Raw genomic sequence first — 16,084 nt, 5'->3', positions numbered from 1 at the left:
CTTGGCATCCGTTGTGCGGCGCGCGCTCTGACCAGCATCGCAGATGTCTCGCTGCGCTCGACATGACAGGGAGCGGGGGCGGGGCACGACACGCGCCACGTTCCATCCCAACGAGCCCCCTCTGTCATTGCGAGCACAGCGCGCAAGCTTGACATGTTGTGAGGTCCCTCTTTTTTAATTTGGGTGTCCTAACCTCATGTCTGAACCTCAGTCAATTGAGACCAAGCCACACTGCTCACTACGAGTTCCACGTCTTCCCAGGTCACTATATCTTGACAAAGCACGCGCTCTTAGGTAGGATGAATATGGAACCCATATCTGAATCTGCATAATTTCATCTCGTGCATGCCCAATAGCTTGTCAACACACCTGTTGCCTGATAGAGGCATTGTGTGTTGGCGATGCCCAATGTGCTAGTGAAGAGGCTGTCTGGTTTGCCTCATTTTTAAACGAGACAGCAAGGAGCTCTTGTGAAGATCGCCGGCAATTACACCTTTGCTGCCAGTCGTGAGGAAGTGTGGGCGGCGTTGAATGATCCAGAAGTCTTGGCCCGCACCATTCCCGGTTGCCAGCGCCTTGAGCAAGTTGGCGAAAATGAGTACGAAAGTACGCTAAAGATTGGCTTGCAAGCAGTACGCGGTGTGTACAGCGGGCGGGTCAAGATCGATAACATTAATCCGCCCGAATCGTATGATATTCATGTCGATGGCAAAGGAAATAACGGCTTTCTCAAGGGATCGGGTAGTATCCACCTCCGCGAAGAGAACGGTCACACGATCCTCGACTATGGTGGTGAAGCACACGTCGGTGGCACGATTGCAAGCGTTGGTCAGCGTTTGCTCGATGGCGCCGCTAAGACGTTAATCTCACAGAGTCTCAAAGCTTTAGCCACCCAGATTGAAGCACGCCGCAGCGGTACCGTCGCGCCCTCACCAGAAGCAACACCATCAGCGGCGGGAGAGCCGACATCGGCGGCTCCAGCCGAACCAACGTCGACTACGACGACTTCTGACACCACCGCTATCCCGTCACCAACGACAGAACCGACACAATCCGCTACGTCCAACTCCACAACAGAACAACCTGCATATCGACGAACGATCCACGTGCCTGCCGGCGAAGGGTTAAGTGAAGTCGATGTCGCACTCGGCGTGATTGAAGATTTCTTGAAGGAACGTCCGTGGGTGCCTTGGGTCATTATTGCGTTCTTGCTTGGGTATCTTCTCGGCCAGCGTCGCTAACCGACGCAGCCGCCGGTTGTCGTATATTCGGTTCGGTCAGCTTACGTCCATCATCTATCGCCCATCAGTAGTTCGCTTCGCAATCAACGAGGAGGTTGGAGAGTGACAACGATTACGGTCACAGTTAACGGCGTCCGCTACACCAGCGATGTTGAGCCCCGCCTACTGCTGGTTCACTACCTGCGCGAGCATCTTAACTTGACAGGAACCCATATCGGGTGTGACACCAGTCAGTGCGGTGCATGTGTCGTTCACGTCAACGGCGTCAGCGTTAAGTCGTGTACGATGCTCGCCGTCCAATGTGATGGAGCCGAGATTACCACCATCGAAGGATTGGCCTCAGATGGTCAGCTCCATCCGCTGCAAGAAGGTTTCTGGGAGAAACATGGTCTTCAGTGTGGTTTCTGCACCCCCGGCATGATCATGGCCGCCGCCGATCTGCTCAAGCGTAATCCCAACCCGACCGAAGACGAAATTCGCCACGGCCTCGAAGGCAATCTTTGCCGTTGCACCGGCTATGAGAACATCGTCCGCGCCGTGCGCTATGCTGCCGAGAAAATGGCAGCAACGCAGGCGGCTGATTAGTCCGTTCGAAAACCGTTCACACCGAACCTAGTGAGGAGTCAAGGATGACCGCTACTGAGATGAAGGAGCGACTAGTTGGACGGGCGCTAAAGCGCCGAGAAGATCCGAAGCTGATTACCGGACACGGCAATTATCTCGATGACATCAAGTTGCCGGGTATGCTCCATATCGCCTTGGTGCGTAGCCCCTACGCCCACGCCAAGATCGTCTCGATTGATGCGAGCAAGGCCCTGGCGATGCCCGGCGTGGTCGCCGTCTTTACCGGCAAAGATATGCTCGATATTAACCCGATGCCGGCAGCATGGCAGGCCGCCGGGGTGAAGAATTATCCCGTCCCCCCACGCGCGCTGGCCGTCGATAAAGTGGCCATGGTCGGCGATCCGGTGGCGATGGTCGTGGCCGAGAATCGCTATATCGCTCGCGATGCGGCTGATGCGGTTGAAGTAGAGTACGAGCCGCTACCGGCAGTGGTCGATGCCCGTAAAGCCGTCAAACCCGGCGCACCCCAAATCCACGAGGCGGCTCCGAACAATATCGTGTTTGAGTGGGAATGTGGTAATAAAGCAGCAGCCGATGCTGCTATTGCCAGCGCCGAAGTGGTGGTGAAAGAGGAGATTATAAACCAGCGCCTGATTCCTACGCCGATGGAGACGCGCGGCTCCATTGCCCGCTATGATGCAACGACCGGTGAATGGACGGTCTGGATGACCTCGCAGGCGCCCCACGTGCATCGCCTGCTCTTGACGGCTTTCGTCTTCGGTGTGCCAGAAACGAAGCTGCGCTGTATCGCCCCCAATGTCGGCGGCGGTTTCGGCCAGAAGATCTTCTGCTACAACGATATGGCCTTCACCATGTGGGCCGCGCGCAAGCTGGGCCGACCGGTGAAGTTTGTCGAAGACCGCTCCGAGAATTATAAGTACTCGACCCACGGGCGCGACCATATTACCGAGGCCGAACTGGCTGGTACTCGCGACGGGAAGATTACCGGTCTGCGCGTGAAGACGTGGGCGAATATCGGCGCGTATTTCTCGACTGTCGCAGCCGGCATCCCGACGACCCTCTACGGGCGCATTATCACCGGCGTCTACAAGATTCCGGCAGCTTATGTCCATGTTACCGGCGCCTATACCAACACCGCGATGGTTGATGCCTACCGCGGCGCTGGCCGCCCCGAAGCCAGCTATCTGATCGAGCGCATGGTAGATCGCTTTGCCGCTGAGATCGGGATGGATCCGGCGGAGGTGCGGCGCAAGAATTTCATCCAACCGGAAGACTTCCCCTACGATAACGGGTTGGGTCTGCTACCTTACGATAGCGGCAACTACGAGCCAGCCTTGAATAAGGCGCTCGAAATCGCCGGCTATGCCGAGTTCCGCAAGCAGCAAGCCGAACTGCGCCAGCAGGGCCGTTATCTCGGCATCGGCATCTCGTCGTATGTTGAGATTTGCGGCATCGCACCAAGCGCGTGGATGGGTGGTCAAGGCTGGGGTGCCGGCCTCTGGGAAAGCGCAAACGTGCGCGTTCACCTCACCGGTAAAGTGGTAGTGACAACCGGTTCGCTACCGCACGGACAAGGCCTCGAAACGACCTTTGCCCAGATTGTGGCCGACGAGCTGGGCGTTCCCTACGAAGATGTCGAGATTCAGTGGGGTGATACGCAGGGTACACCATTCGGTTACGGCACCTACGGCTCACGCTCGCTCGCCGTCGGTGGGGTAGCCATCAAGCGGAGCGTCGACAAGATTAAAGAGAAGGCGCGCAAGCTGGCCGCCCACCTGCTTGAGGCCAATGAAGCCGATATTGTCTTTGAGAATGGCCGGGCGTATGTCAAAGGCTCGCCCGATAAAGCGAAGACTATCGGTGAATTGGCTGCCGCCGCTGCCGTCGCGTATAACTTGCCGCCCGGTATGGAACCCTTCCTCGATGAGACGAGCTACTACGATCCGCCGAACTGCACCTTCCCATTCGGCACGCACGTTAGCATTGTCGAGGTCGATCCTGAAACCGGTCATGTCAAACTGTTGCGCTACATCGCCGTTGACGATTGCGGCAACCAGATCAACCCGCTGATCGTCGAGGGTCAGATCCACGGCGGCATTGCCCAAGGATTGGCGCAGGCTCTCTATGAGGGCGCCGTGTATAACGAAGATGGTCAGCTGTTGACCGGTACGTTGATGGACTATGCGGTACCGACGGCGGCGATGGTGCCCCATATCGAGACTGACCATACCATTACGCCGTCGCCAGTGAACCCGCTTGGCGTGAAGGGAGCCGGCGAGGCGGGCACGATTGCCTCGGCGCAATGTGTGATGAACGCGATCATCGACGCGCTCGCGCCATTCGGTGTCAAGCATTTACAGATGCCGGCTACGCCGGAGCGGATCTGGAAGGCGATTCACGGGAAGTAGCGGAGTTTTGAGAGCAGGCGCGGGTTTAGATTTGGCCGGCGCCTGCCACAATGGATAAGGGAGCAGCTATGATTCCAGCCCCATTCGATTATCATGCACCGGCAAGCCTTGCCGAGGCGCTCACTCTCTTGCAAAAATACGGTGATGACGCCAAGATTTTGGCCGGTGGTCATTCACTTCTACCGGCGATGAAGCTACGGCTCGCTTCGCCGAGTGTGTTGATCGACATCAACCGGGTGACGGAACTGCGCGGGATCAAGGTGAACGGGACGGTTGAGATCGGCGCAATGACGACATGGAGTGCAATCGAACACGATGCGGCATTGGCCAAGGCCTGCCCGGTTATGGCCGAAGCCGTAGCTCTGATCGGCGATATTCAGGTGCGTAACCGTGGTACCATCGGTGGTTCGCTCGCCCACGCCGATCCTGCTGCCGATATGCCGGCAGTCGTATTGGCTCTTGATGCGCACATCCACGTTGAAGGCCCGAACGGCCCACGTGCGATCGCCGCTGCCGATTTCTTTACCGACATGCTGAGTACAGCGCTTGAGCCGGGTGAGATCATCACCTCGATCACGTTCAACAGTCTTGGTCCTGGTGAGGGCGCAGCGTATGCCAAGTTCCCTCACCCCGCCAGCCGCTATGCGATTGTGGGCGCAGCAGCGTATGTCAAAATGGAAAACGGGCAAATTACGGCCTGCCGAGTCGCAATTACGGGCGCCGGTCCCAAAGCCGAACGCCAGACCGCGGTCGAGCAAGCGCTGATCGGCACTGACGGCAGCGCCGATGCGGTGGCCGCTGCCGCGGCCCATGCTGGCGAAGGCATGGATATGCTCGGCGACATCCACGCCAGCGAAGAGTACCGGCGAGCGATGTGTAAGGTGTACGCCAAACGCGCTCTGCTGAAGGCGATTGAGCGGGCCCGGTAGTCCGCTATATGTCGGTAGAGCAGTAAGGTAAAGGGCGGGGGTTGGTCAACCCGCCCTTTTTATGGCTGCGGTTCGTAACCGGTCGCATGTTGGTCAATCGAAAGCCAAACAGCACCAACATCGTGGTTTCCCCAGATCGCACTTGCCAGCAACACCGCACCCGATCCGCTTACTCCATTTCCTCCTCGCAAGCGTGCCACGATGGCAAAGCTAATTTCAACGTCCTTACCACGCATTTCCCTCGGCAATACAGGCGCTCGTATACGGTACACGTAGGAACGACAACCAAGCCCCCAACGTCCTCACAGCGTGCGTAACAGCGATACTCACCTAATGACTTTGAAATACACGATAGCTTTGTTGCCTGACTGCACACCCTCCATCGTAATGGCGTACAAGCCCGACGGGTTCGAGGAACTGCCCGTGATGCCAACGCGATAGCGACCTTCTGCATCAGCAATATCGTCACCAGTGTTCTCGATCGGAATCACCGCACCGGTTGCCAGATATGTCGCGTACAGCCCGACTCGTTCGCCCGGTGTGAAGCCGAACCCGAAAACTTCGAGAAAAAAGGGTTCGTTATTGATAACCCGAACACAGTCTGGTACAACACTACCATTCACCGATGGCGGAATGCCGCTACACGGATCGGCAGGTCTGGGCGTTGGTTGGGGTTGTGGTAGTGGTTGGGACCCAAACGCTTCACGACCGAGCAGACCAAGGAGTACAACATCTGGCCCGAGGTTGGTATGTAACTCGAGGCGAGACCGCTCGAACCACTGCGTCAATACTGTATCTCCAGAAGAGTTTGTTTCGACCCGTGCTTCAGTCAAGGGTAAACCGAACAGCGCCAAGCTCTCAGCTTCACTAAATCCACGTCTACCGTCAAAATCAAGCCCATGCGACTGCCAGTAACGTAAGAAAGCGTCGCAGACCAAATGTCGGGTTTGGGCAAAATAGCGGCAGCCAGCCTGTTGGGTCGTGGGGGCCTTTGGCTCATTCTGCCAAGGTGTACCGCGTCGCTGTAACAAATCATCACCCAACCGACCTAACAGCACATCGTAGGGACGCGCGTTCTCTAGGTGCAGCTCGAAGCGGTTACGCTCGAAGATTTGCACTAGCCGCACCTTGCCTTCCACCTCTTGCTGAAACGCAGGCGTGATCGGGAAGCCAAACACCGGCAAACCACCGTTCTGCCGCCAGTATTCAGCAAACCGGCCTTCGATGCAATCCGGCACTTCATTGAAGCAGATCCGGTTCTGTGCTTGCGCCGACTCTGCTGGTACAAGCGTTACCAACAGCGCTACCACCACGACTATTGTGCATCGGTACATCTGGTGTAACTTCATAGGAAATCTCCTTAATATTCACTGATTAAATACAGAAAGTAGAGATGATTAAAATTGTACAAATTACGATGTTAGTAAGCAATATTTAATTTAAAAATTTTACGTAAATAATATTTAACTGGATTATTTGTGAAATTAGTTATTTTAATTATTTATTAAATCATGCCACATCACGAAGTAAATCTATCAAGAGATTAATTCTTTAATATCATCACAAGATCACACATACGAACTCTATCCAAAACCCTTCGCGCCTTAGCGTTCACGACCTTTGCACCGCGGCGCCCTTTTGCCCTTTATGGGGGCACGGCGATGCCGTGCCCCTACGGGTGGCGCTCGTTGCGTTAACGGTCTTTGCACCCTTTTGCCCTTTGTGGGGGCACGGCGTACCGTGCTCCTACGGGTGGCGCTCGTTGCGTAAGCGCCCTTTGCGTCTCTGCGTTAGTTATAATTGGCATTTTCGATCACCAATTTCTTAACCACAATTTATCTAGTCAAAAGTTACCAATCCTCGCTACAACGATCACAAGAAATCGTTCACAAGCAATAGGCAAGGAAGCCAACGATGCTACCGAAACCCCCTGTCAACGAACGCGGTGAAGTTCAATTCCCCCTTTAATTCCTGATCGACACCGAATCGCATACGTGGTTTGCTAAACTGATCGTTTACGGCGAAACTCTCGTCGGCATCGGTCTTATCGTTGGTGGTCTGGTCGGATTTGCGGCCTTCTTCGGAGCACTAATGAACTTCAACTTTATGTTGGCTGGTACTGCAAGCACCAACCCGATTATGTTCACCCTCACCATCATTCTGATGCTGGGATGGAAGGTAGCCGGCTACTATGGGCTTGATTACTACCTACTGCCGCTCCTCGACACACCGTGGGGACGCAACAAACCGACACAGCCGGCACCAGCAGCCGTCTAACACAAGATGGTAATAATCGTAGATTGTAGAAAATCGGAGGGGCAGTGTACTACACTGCCCCTCTGCCATAACCCGACCACGCTCGATCCGCCGTCTCACCACTCACCGTCTACCCCAGCCGACTTTGCATCCGCGCCAACTCCTCTTCGACCACTTTGTCATCGAGCTTCTTAAACATTGGCTGCGGCTGACGTAGTACCTGCCCAACCGGTAACGCCGATGGCTCCCACCGACCAACCCACCGATCGTAGTCACCGGTCAAGACACGATGGGTACGCCCGTTTGCTTCGGTCACCTCGCGGAAGGTGAGTGGCCCGGCGATATAGCCATCATAACCGAGATACTCGTGCAAGCGCTGGCTCGAGAACGGCAAGAACGGCGTAAAGATGATCTTGAGCGTATCAACACATCGCAGCGCGACGTACCAGATCGTTGCCGCCCGCTCATGATTACTTTTGATCACCTTCCACGGCTCTTGCTCGCTCAGATAGATATTGACTTGCGCTGCCAATCGCATTGCCTCAGCCAAGGCAGCCTTGAACCGCGCTCCTGCCAACAATTCCCCTACCGTCTCGATACCACCGGTCACTTCAGCCAACACCTGCTCATCGACCGGAATGAGCGGGCCAGGCTGCGGCACCCGACCAAAGTTCTTGTAGACATTACTCAATGTGCGATTGACTAAATTGCCCCATGTTGCGACCAGTTCGTCGTTATTTCGCCGCACAAACTCAGCCCATGTAAAATCGGTATCTTGATTTTCTGGACCGGCAATAGTGAGAAAGTAGCGCAGTGCATCGGCATCGTAGCGGCTAAGAAAATCGTTGACATAGATCACAATCCCGCGCGAACTCGAAAACTTCTTTCCCTCCATCGTCAAAAACTCACTCGAGACGACGTTGTACGGTAATTGCAGTGGGATGCCATCGTACTTACCACCAGGGTCAGCTCCAAACTGGCCACCGGCTCCATAGCCGAGCAACATCGCCGGCCAGATGACGGTATGGAAAACAATGTTGTCTTTGCCCATGAAGTAAAAGTGACGCGCATCAGGATTCTGCCACCATTCACGCCATGCATCAGGCTGACCACTATTCTGCGCCCACTCGATACTGGCCGAGAGATAACCGATGACCGCATCAAACCAGACGTAGATTTTTTTGTCGTCGCGGTTGGTGTATTCCGGCAACGGAATTGGCACACCCCACTCTAGATCACGGGTAATCGCACGTGGTTTGAGATCTTTGAGAAAGTTGAGCGAAAAGTTGCGCACGTTGGGCCGCCAATGGTCTTGCCGGTTGATCCAGTCATGCAACTGTTTGGCAAACGCCGGTAGATCAAGGAAGAAGTGCTCGGTCGGCTTGAAGACCGGTGGCTGACCGTCAACTTTAGAGCGTGGATTGATCAAGTCGGTGGGATCAAGTTGGCTGCCGCAATTGTCACATTGATCGCCACGCGCTTCATCATACCCACAGATTGGACATGTTCCCTCGATGTAGCGATCAGGCAAGGTGCGCCCGGTCGTAGCCGAAAACGCGCCCAGCGTCTCTTTACGCAGAATATAGCCGCGTTCGTACAGAGTGCGGAAGATGTCTTGTGTCACCGCATAATGATTAGCCGTTGTCGTGCGGGTAAAGGTATCGTAGCTAAGGCCAAGGTTATACAGATCATCGCCGATAATCTTATTGTAGCGGTCGGCAATCGCTTGCGGCGTTGTCCCCTCTTTGTCGGCAACCAACGTGATCGGTGTCCCGTGCTCATCAGTACCGGATACCATCAGCACGCGATTCCCCCGCAAGCGATGATAACGGGCAAAAATATCCGCCGGTACTCCAAAACCGGCCACATGACCAATGTGGCGTGGACCGTTCGCATACGGCCATGCAACAGCAACCAGAATATGTTCAGGCATATCAATCCCTCAATTATTACTTCATCAATGATGTTCTACTCCTACGGAGACACTCTGCCGAATGCAGCACCGTCTGCACCGTGCACCTCCAATTGCACACTATATGAAGTAGATGGGGACATACATGATGGCGGTTAGACCGCCATAAAACCGCGTGCCGTTAGCCGAAGGCCACGCCAGTGGGCAGGTAAAAAGAGATACGTAATCACATTGGCCGAACTGGGTTTCATGCTTGCTCCGCACATACGATAGTGCTCATTTAGTATAACACAGACCCAGACTTCACGTGAATACGCAAATATAAGCCGTCTAGTTGCGCACAATGACGGATTCGCATATCATAAGCATCTGAAGCTGTTGTGAATCGGGGTTGTTCATGCAAACGATACTCAATCAGATCTCACCACCAATAGCAATCGGTCTCATCATTGTTGGCCTGATCATCATTTTGTTGGTTGTGATCCTCATTCGTCGACGGCGGGCTGCGCAACCGACTATACAGCTCCCCGAAGCTCCACCGGCGACACCGATTGACTACACAGCCGTCCCCCTTGAAGAACCGCAGAGTTGGCAAGATCGTCTGCGCAACCTATCACTAGCCGCCAAGATCCTGTTTATCCTTGTGCCTATTTTGCTCTGTATGAGCATTGGGGTATTGGTTTTAAGCCTAACCAACAGGAGCACGGCAGCACCACCTCCTACGCCCACACCATCACCAATCCCGATTAGCTTGACGATAGAAAATGCAACCGTTGCCAGTGCCGAACCGCCAACTATCTTCGTGCGTGTACGCACTACCGGCCTACCCGATGGTACCGAACTCGTCGTGACATTGTACGCCGATAATCAACCGATCAAATGGATCGATCCAGAAAAGACTATTCGTATTCGTAACAATCGTGGCGAAGTACGCGCCCCCAAGCTCGCCGACGGCGATCCCACCCCGGAAGGACCGCGCTACACTGTTGTCGTTAGCCTTCCTGACGACTCACTCAGCGCCAAAGCCGAATTGCAGATTCCGCCACGTTTCGCGGCTGCGTTCTACGGAACCGTGCCCGCAAATCCGACATCGCAACCGACAGCGACGAATACGCCGGTAGCTCAGGCTACTCCTGCGCCTACTCCCACTCCGACCATCGCACCAACACCCACTTTAGTCGCCGTCCAGCAAGTCGCTGTTACCAATGGCGGCAACGTGCGTAAATTACCCTTCACCGGTGTCTATAATGTGATCGGTGGCGTCAACGCCGGTGAACAGGTGCAAATCATTGCTCGCACACCCAACGCGCTCTGGTACTACGTGCGCACGGTGCGCGATGAAGTAGGCTGGGTAAGTGCCTCTTTGCTCGCAGTGACCGATCTGATCGCTGCTGAGACACCGGTTGCCAACATAGTGACGGTGTTTGTCAGCGGACCCGTCTATCTAGCGGCTGACCCGGCGAGTGCGCAAATCGATCGTGTTGAACGGAATGAAGTGGTCGAATTGCTGGAACGCACAGCCGACGGTATGTGGTATAAAGTGCTAAACGTGCGTGAGCGCGGGGGCTGGGTCCAGGCCAACCTGCTCGGTATTCCCGATGATGTAGCAGCCCAAGTACCGGTAGCACGATGACAACTATCGACGATACTCAACCGCTGATCGACCTGCCGCTGGTGTTTTTCGATGTCGAAACCACCGGTCTTGACGTACAAAACGGCCATCGTATCTGCGAGCTAGCCATGCTACGGCGTGAACACCGGCAGATCACCGATCAGATCAATACGTTGATCAATCCCGAACGTGAGCTTGATCCACAAGCAAGCCAAGTTAACGGGATTCGAGCTGAAGATCTGCAAAGCGCGCCGCGCTTCGTCGAGTTGGCCGTACAGGTCGTGCAACTAAGTCAACAGGCAGTACGGATCGCTCATAATTTACCATTTGATGAAAGCTTTCTCAATATGGAACTAGCTCGGGCCGGTTATCCACCGCTGACCGGACCCGCACTCGACACCCTCGAATTGGCCCGCCGCCTCGGTGTACGCCGTGGATCACTCAGCCTTGGCGCTCTCGCAACCTCGTTCGGTCTCCCGATACCTACCCACCGTGCAATGAATGATGTGCTGACGTTGCATGCCCTTTTCGACCGGTTGGTGGTGAAATTGGCCGATTACGGTGTCACGACACTCTATGATGCGCTACGTTTCAGTCGTGGCTTACTCCCCGGTCAACCCGAACCAGAAGCACCCCCACCACTTGCTGCCGCATTGGCAAGTGGTACGACATTACGCATTATCTACACCTCAAATAGTAACCCACAGCCAGTTGAACGCCGGATTCGCCCCATCGAATTGGTGATCGAGCCAAATGGCCTCAGCGTGCGGGCCTTTTGCTATCTGCGTAACGATATTCGCAATTTCCTCCTTGCCAAAATCAGTGCCTACCTTCCCGATTTTCCTGACGAATCAGCCGAAAGAGGGGGTTGACTCCGGTATCTAAAACGTGTATAGTAGCTTTAGTTACGTCTAATGGGGTGCCACGTCTGCGTCCCTCCATCGCAATGACAGCTTGGGGTTTGAGGGCTTTCTCTCAACCCCATCTCTTTGCCAAAGCAATTCGGAGAACGCGACGTGAAAGGCCCGGCGTTTTAGAGTAGTCGCTGCGGCCTTTCAACATTCCTAGCGGACGAAAGAAAGCATCAAGTGCAGCAGCCCGCCGTCGCTACGATGGCCCAGTGATGGTTGTCACCCGGTCTGACGCCATCAACAGAGTATTGGTTGAACGATGTTGAGCAAAGCTACACCGGAGTCAGAGGCGATGATCGAGCAACTGCTCGCCGCAGCACGGGTGCGCGGGTACATTACCCACGCCGACATTCTTGCTACCTTCCCTAATCCTGAGCACGACATTGCCGAGATCGATCAGTTGTACGCCATGCTGCAAGCTGAAGGCATTAGGGTTGTCGAGTCGAGTGATGAACTAGACGGTCCGACTGATTTTGAACCAGAAACCGATCACGATTTGACTGTCGATTTGCCCGATCTGGGAGAAATTGCGTTTGATGATCCGGTGCGTATGTATTTGCAAGAGATAGGGCAAGTTCCTCTATTGACTGCCGAGCAAGAGGTTGAATTAGCTAAAGCAATGGAGTCCGGCGCTATTGCCCGTCAACGTCTTGACCGTGAGGAGTACGCATCGGCACGTGAACGGTTTGAGTTGGAGCGCGCCGTCCAACAAGGTCAAGATGCCCGCCACCATCTGATTCAGGCTAATTTGCGATTGGTTGTGAGTATTGCGAAGAAATATACCTCTTATGGCCTGACCATGATGGATTTGGTGCAGGAAGGTAATATTGGCCTGATGCGAGCAGTTGAAAAGTTTGATTATAAGAAGGGCCATAAGTTCAGTACTTACGCAACGTGGTGGATCCGACAGGCCATTACCCGTGCCATTGCCGACCAGAGCCGCACGATCCGCTTGCCGGTTCATATGGGTGAAGCGATCAGCCAGGTGAAACGTACTTCCCATCGCCTCCAGCAGACGATGCAGCGTGAACCAACACCTGAAGAGATCGCCGATGCAATGGGCATTTCGGCGGGTAAAGTACGCCGCACGCTCGAGGCAAGCATGCACCCGCTCTCACTTGAGATGCCGGTCGGTCAAGAGGGCGAAGGGCGCATGGGTGATTTCATCGAGGATGATCGCATCTCGACCCCGGCAGAGGCCGCAGCAGCTTCATTGCTGCGCGAACAACTCGAAGAGGTGTTGATGAAATTGCCTGAGCGCGAACGGAAGATTATTCAATTGCGCTATGGCTTGAAGGATGGCCGCTACCGCACCCTCGAAGAGGTGGGGATTGAGTTTGGGATTACTCGCGAACGGATTCGCCAAATCGAAGCAGTCGCGCTGCGGAAGCTGCGTCATCCCCATTTGGGGAAGAAGCTGCGCGGTTATCTCGATTAGCTGCTACATCCGTTACCAGGGGCGGGATACGAACCCGCCCCTACTCTTCAAGCACCCCCTCAACCCGCTGTACCGTCCAGATTGGTAACGTAAACGAAAAACTACTCCCAACTCCAACCGTACTCTGCACCCAAATTCGACCTCCGTGCAATTCCACCAATAAACGGGTGATGTATAACCCTAGCCCAACCCCACTCTTTTGGCGAGTATTGCTGTTGTCCACGCGGTGAAACCGCTCAAACAGACGCGCCTGATCTTCCGGCCCGATCCCAATACCTTGGTCTTGCACCGTAATCAACATCCATTGACCAGGCGGATGACCGGCTGGCAGATCGCTCGCTTCGGCCTGGCGAACGGTTAACTGAATCTCGGTCCCTTCGGGACTGTACTTTATCGCGTTACTCAATAGATTGACAATAATCTGCTTGACTTTGTCGCGATCGGCGAAGACCGGTGGCAACGGTGTGCGCATATCGATCAGGAGCTTATGCTGTACGAGTTGCGTATGGAGCTGAAGGGTTAGCTCTTCGATGACCTGCCACAACCCCATCGCCCAGCGGTTGAGTTTGACAACACCGGCCTCCAATCGCGAGACATCAAGCAGATCTTTGACCATTTTATGCAAGCGATCGGCCTCGTTCGAGACTGTCAGAAGAAATTCGCGCTGACTCTCGCTATCCAAATCTTGCCGATTGATCAGAATCTCGGTATAACCGAGAATAGAGGTGAGCGGTGTACGTAATTCGTGCGAAACAATCCCGATAAACTCGTCTTTCAGGCGGTCAGACTCACGCTCACGGGTGCGATCACTCACCACCCACAGCCGCCCCGTCAGTTGGTGATGACTATCGCGCGTTGGTACCGAGAGCACGTGCAATTCTTGGTAGGGTTGGCGCAGTTGCAAATTGATTTCAAAGACTTGGTCGGGTGAACGCTGACCGAGATCGCAAAATTCGCTGAGCCGAAATGGATCGCTGAGTCGGGTCAGGAGATGCTCGACCAGATCGATCCCAACGTAAAACGACGATCGTTGCGGTTGTTCGGGTACACGCCATACCTGATACCACGCCGGATTGGCTCGGATCACTCGCCCATTCAGATCAAGCAGGGCTAATCCGATCGGCAAGCTACTAAATACCTGCCCCAAATGGTACGAGGTTTCATAGGCAACCTGGTACGCCATTGCCCGGGCCAATGGCAATCCGGCGCGCTCACGAAGGGCATCGATAAATGCCAACACCTCTTCGGTGAAGGTATTGGCCCGCCGACTGTGCAGGATGAGCACGGCCAGCACTCGCTCATCAGTACTAATCGGCGCAGCCAGCTCGGCAAGAAACGGCATTCCGTTGGGAAGGCCCGGTTCACGGCCGGCATCACGCACTAACAGCGGCCGACGTACCTGTACCGCTTGCCCGGCCAAACCGATGTCCCAGCCCCAACGTTGGCGTGGCATTTTCGGTAACGCTGCACCGGCTTGCTCGCTCGCATAGCCCTCGTACAGGTGTAACACCAGTTCGCGCCGTTCGTGATCAACCAACGCAATCGCACCGGCCTCCGCGCCGCTACCCTCCAACGCTCGTCGCAACACGATCCCTAACAACTCGTGGAGGTCGAGTGTCTGTTCGAGCTGGTCATTCAGTGCAATGATCTTTTGACGCAAGGAAGGGGTAAGGGTAATACCCAGTGGTGTTTCGCCGGCAAATCGCGGTGCCGGTAGCCGCGATGACTGTACTCCCTCTTGCGCAATTGCAGCCGCCAGCAACGGTTTTAACGACTCAACCAACTCGGTTGTGCGATGCGTAAAGGGACTCTGATCATCGCTACGCAGTTCAAACACGCCCCACAGTCGCCCTCCCCAAAAGATCGGCATGCCCAGATAGCTGGCCGAAATTAACGGTAATCCATCACCCGGTTGGTGTGGATCACCGAGCGCAATTGTTTTGATAATCAATTGCCCTCCCAACGCCACCGACCGAGTGAGCCGATCATCCCACGGGTAGGGGCTCGATTCGGGTGAATAGACCTGCTGACGGGTTGCTCCCGGTCGTGCCGATTGCAGCCAGCACGTAATGCGACCATCGCGGTAGCGGATTGCCAGCCGGAGTAGACCAAAGAGACGATGAAGACGCTGCACAAACGGCCGTTCCTCATGTAATACCCGCGAAACAGCCGCCAACAGACTTAACAAACTAGTTGTGGGATCATCGTTGTGCGTCATTTGCCGTTCATTGTAGTCAACCTATAATAGCTGTCAATTATCTCGTTACAGCTCTATGTTATGATATGCTATATCCATCGATTTACCGATGGAAGTAAAGGAGTGAGCAATGTTTACTGCGGTCGATCATATTGGACTGGTGGTAGCCGATCTGGAAGCGGCCATCGACTTTTATCGCACCGCCTTTGAGGTCACCGAATGGGAGCGCATCGAGCTGCCAGAGCGTCACGCTGCGATCGGTGTCGCTCGGTTTGGCGATACCCTGATCGAACTGATCACCCCAACCAGTGATCAGGCAAGTTTCGCTCGCTTCCTGCGCGAAAAGGGGCCGGGCATGCACCATATCGCTTACCGTGTTGATGATATTCATGCCGCACTCGCCACGCTGCAAGAGCGCGGCCTCCCCCTCATCGATCATGAGCCTCGCCCCGGCATTCACGATACACTTGTCGCATTTGTTCATCCCAAAGCCGGCGGGCAGGGAGTGCTTATCGAACTTGTGCAACACCGCACACCACATCACGCCTGATCGTTTGGTGTGCGGAGGGCGGTGCTCGTCACCGCCCATGCTAAC

13 protein-coding genes are annotated in these 16,084 nt (G+C 54.8%); 9 read left to right on the top strand and 4 right to left on the bottom strand.

All coding sequences use genetic code 11. The annotated features are described in order from the left end of the window. Positions 1–470 precede the first annotated feature (470 nt). From AC01ZF_RS07350 to AC01ZF_RS07335, 4 genes are all read left to right on the top strand, one after another. Positions 471–1,241, top strand: coding sequence for an SRPBCC family protein (locus tag AC01ZF_RS07350; RefSeq protein WP_424674899.1), 771 nt, complete (start codon positions 471–473; stop codon positions 1,239–1,241). 102 nt (positions 1,242–1,343) lie between these two features. After that, a complete protein-coding gene (locus tag AC01ZF_RS07345) occupies positions 1,344–1,826 on the top strand; it encodes a (2Fe-2S)-binding protein (RefSeq protein ID WP_012616256.1) in 483 nt (160 codons plus the stop codon). A 44-nt stretch (positions 1,827–1,870) separates the two neighbouring features. Further along, positions 1,871–4,234: a xanthine dehydrogenase family protein molybdopterin-binding subunit gene (locus tag AC01ZF_RS07340; RefSeq protein WP_476575243.1), complete on the top strand. Its 2,364-nt coding sequence runs from the start codon at positions 1,871–1,873 to the stop codon at positions 4,232–4,234. 68 nt (positions 4,235–4,302) lie between these two features. Then, on the top strand, positions 4,303–5,163 hold the full coding sequence (locus tag AC01ZF_RS07335; RefSeq protein WP_428131407.1) for an FAD binding domain-containing protein: 861 nt from the start codon (positions 4,303–4,305) through the stop codon (positions 5,161–5,163). Between the two features lie 59 nt (positions 5,164–5,222). Here AC01ZF_RS07335 and AC01ZF_RS07330 read toward each other — a convergent pair whose 3' ends face one another. Beyond that, positions 5,223–5,399 carry a hypothetical protein gene (locus AC01ZF_RS07330; RefSeq protein WP_424674902.1) on the bottom strand — a complete coding sequence of 59 codons (177 nt, stop codon included), beginning with the start codon at positions 5,397–5,399 and terminating at the stop codon, positions 5,223–5,225. A 90-nt stretch (positions 5,400–5,489) separates the two neighbouring features. Continuing rightward, the gene (locus AC01ZF_RS07325; RefSeq protein WP_424674903.1) at positions 5,490–6,512 is read right to left on the bottom strand and encodes a hypothetical protein; all 1,023 of its coding nucleotides are present in this window, start codon (positions 6,510–6,512) and stop codon (positions 5,490–5,492) included. Between the two features lie 742 nt (positions 6,513–7,254). Between AC01ZF_RS07325 and AC01ZF_RS07320 the strand changes: the two genes are divergently transcribed. After that, positions 7,255–7,440: a hypothetical protein gene (locus tag AC01ZF_RS07320; protein ID WP_424674904.1), complete on the top strand. Its 186-nt coding sequence runs from the start codon at positions 7,255–7,257 to the stop codon at positions 7,438–7,440. Between the two features lie 109 nt (positions 7,441–7,549). On the opposite strand, the gene metG is transcribed toward AC01ZF_RS07320, so the two are convergent. Continuing rightward, positions 7,550–9,352 (bottom strand): methionine--tRNA ligase, encoded by a 1,803-nt coding sequence (gene metG / locus AC01ZF_RS07315; RefSeq protein ID WP_424674905.1) that lies wholly within the window; start codon positions 9,350–9,352, stop codon positions 7,550–7,552. Positions 9,353–9,728: 376 nt separating this feature from the next. Between metG and AC01ZF_RS07310 the strand changes: the two genes are divergently transcribed. The 3 genes from AC01ZF_RS07310 to rpoD all read left to right on the top strand — a co-directional run bounded on the left by AC01ZF_RS07310 (position 9,729) and on the right by rpoD (position 13,292). After that, positions 9,729–10,964: an SH3 domain-containing protein gene (locus AC01ZF_RS07310; RefSeq protein ID WP_476575242.1), complete on the top strand. Its 1,236-nt coding sequence runs from the start codon at positions 9,729–9,731 to the stop codon at positions 10,962–10,964. After that, the gene (locus AC01ZF_RS07305; RefSeq protein WP_424674907.1) at positions 10,961–11,815 is read left to right on the top strand and encodes a 3'-5' exonuclease; all 855 of its coding nucleotides are present in this window, start codon (positions 10,961–10,963) and stop codon (positions 11,813–11,815) included. The genes AC01ZF_RS07310 and AC01ZF_RS07305 overlap by 4 nt, the downstream gene beginning before the upstream one ends. A 331-nt stretch (positions 11,816–12,146) precedes the next feature. After that, complete coding sequence (rpoD, locus tag AC01ZF_RS07300) at positions 12,147–13,292, top strand: RNA polymerase sigma factor RpoD (RefSeq protein WP_424674908.1); 1,146 nt, start codon at positions 12,147–12,149, stop codon at positions 13,290–13,292. A 40-nt stretch (positions 13,293–13,332) separates the two neighbouring features. Here rpoD and AC01ZF_RS07295 read toward each other — a convergent pair whose 3' ends face one another. Beyond that, complete coding sequence (locus AC01ZF_RS07295) at positions 13,333–15,510, bottom strand: ATP-binding protein (RefSeq protein WP_424674909.1); 2,178 nt, start codon at positions 15,508–15,510, stop codon at positions 13,333–13,335. Between the two features lie 109 nt (positions 15,511–15,619). Here AC01ZF_RS07295 and mce point away from each other — a divergent pair, with 109 nt between their 5' ends. Next, complete coding sequence (gene mce, locus AC01ZF_RS07290; RefSeq protein WP_424674910.1) at positions 15,620–16,039, top strand: methylmalonyl-CoA epimerase; 420 nt, start codon at positions 15,620–15,622, stop codon at positions 16,037–16,039. Positions 16,040–16,084: the final 45 nt, after the last annotated feature.

The sequence above is a fragment of the Chloroflexus sp. genome, assembly GCF_056331925.1.
The sequence above is the reverse complement of the archived record's forward strand: the minus strand, read 5'-3'. Positions and strand labels throughout refer to the sequence as shown.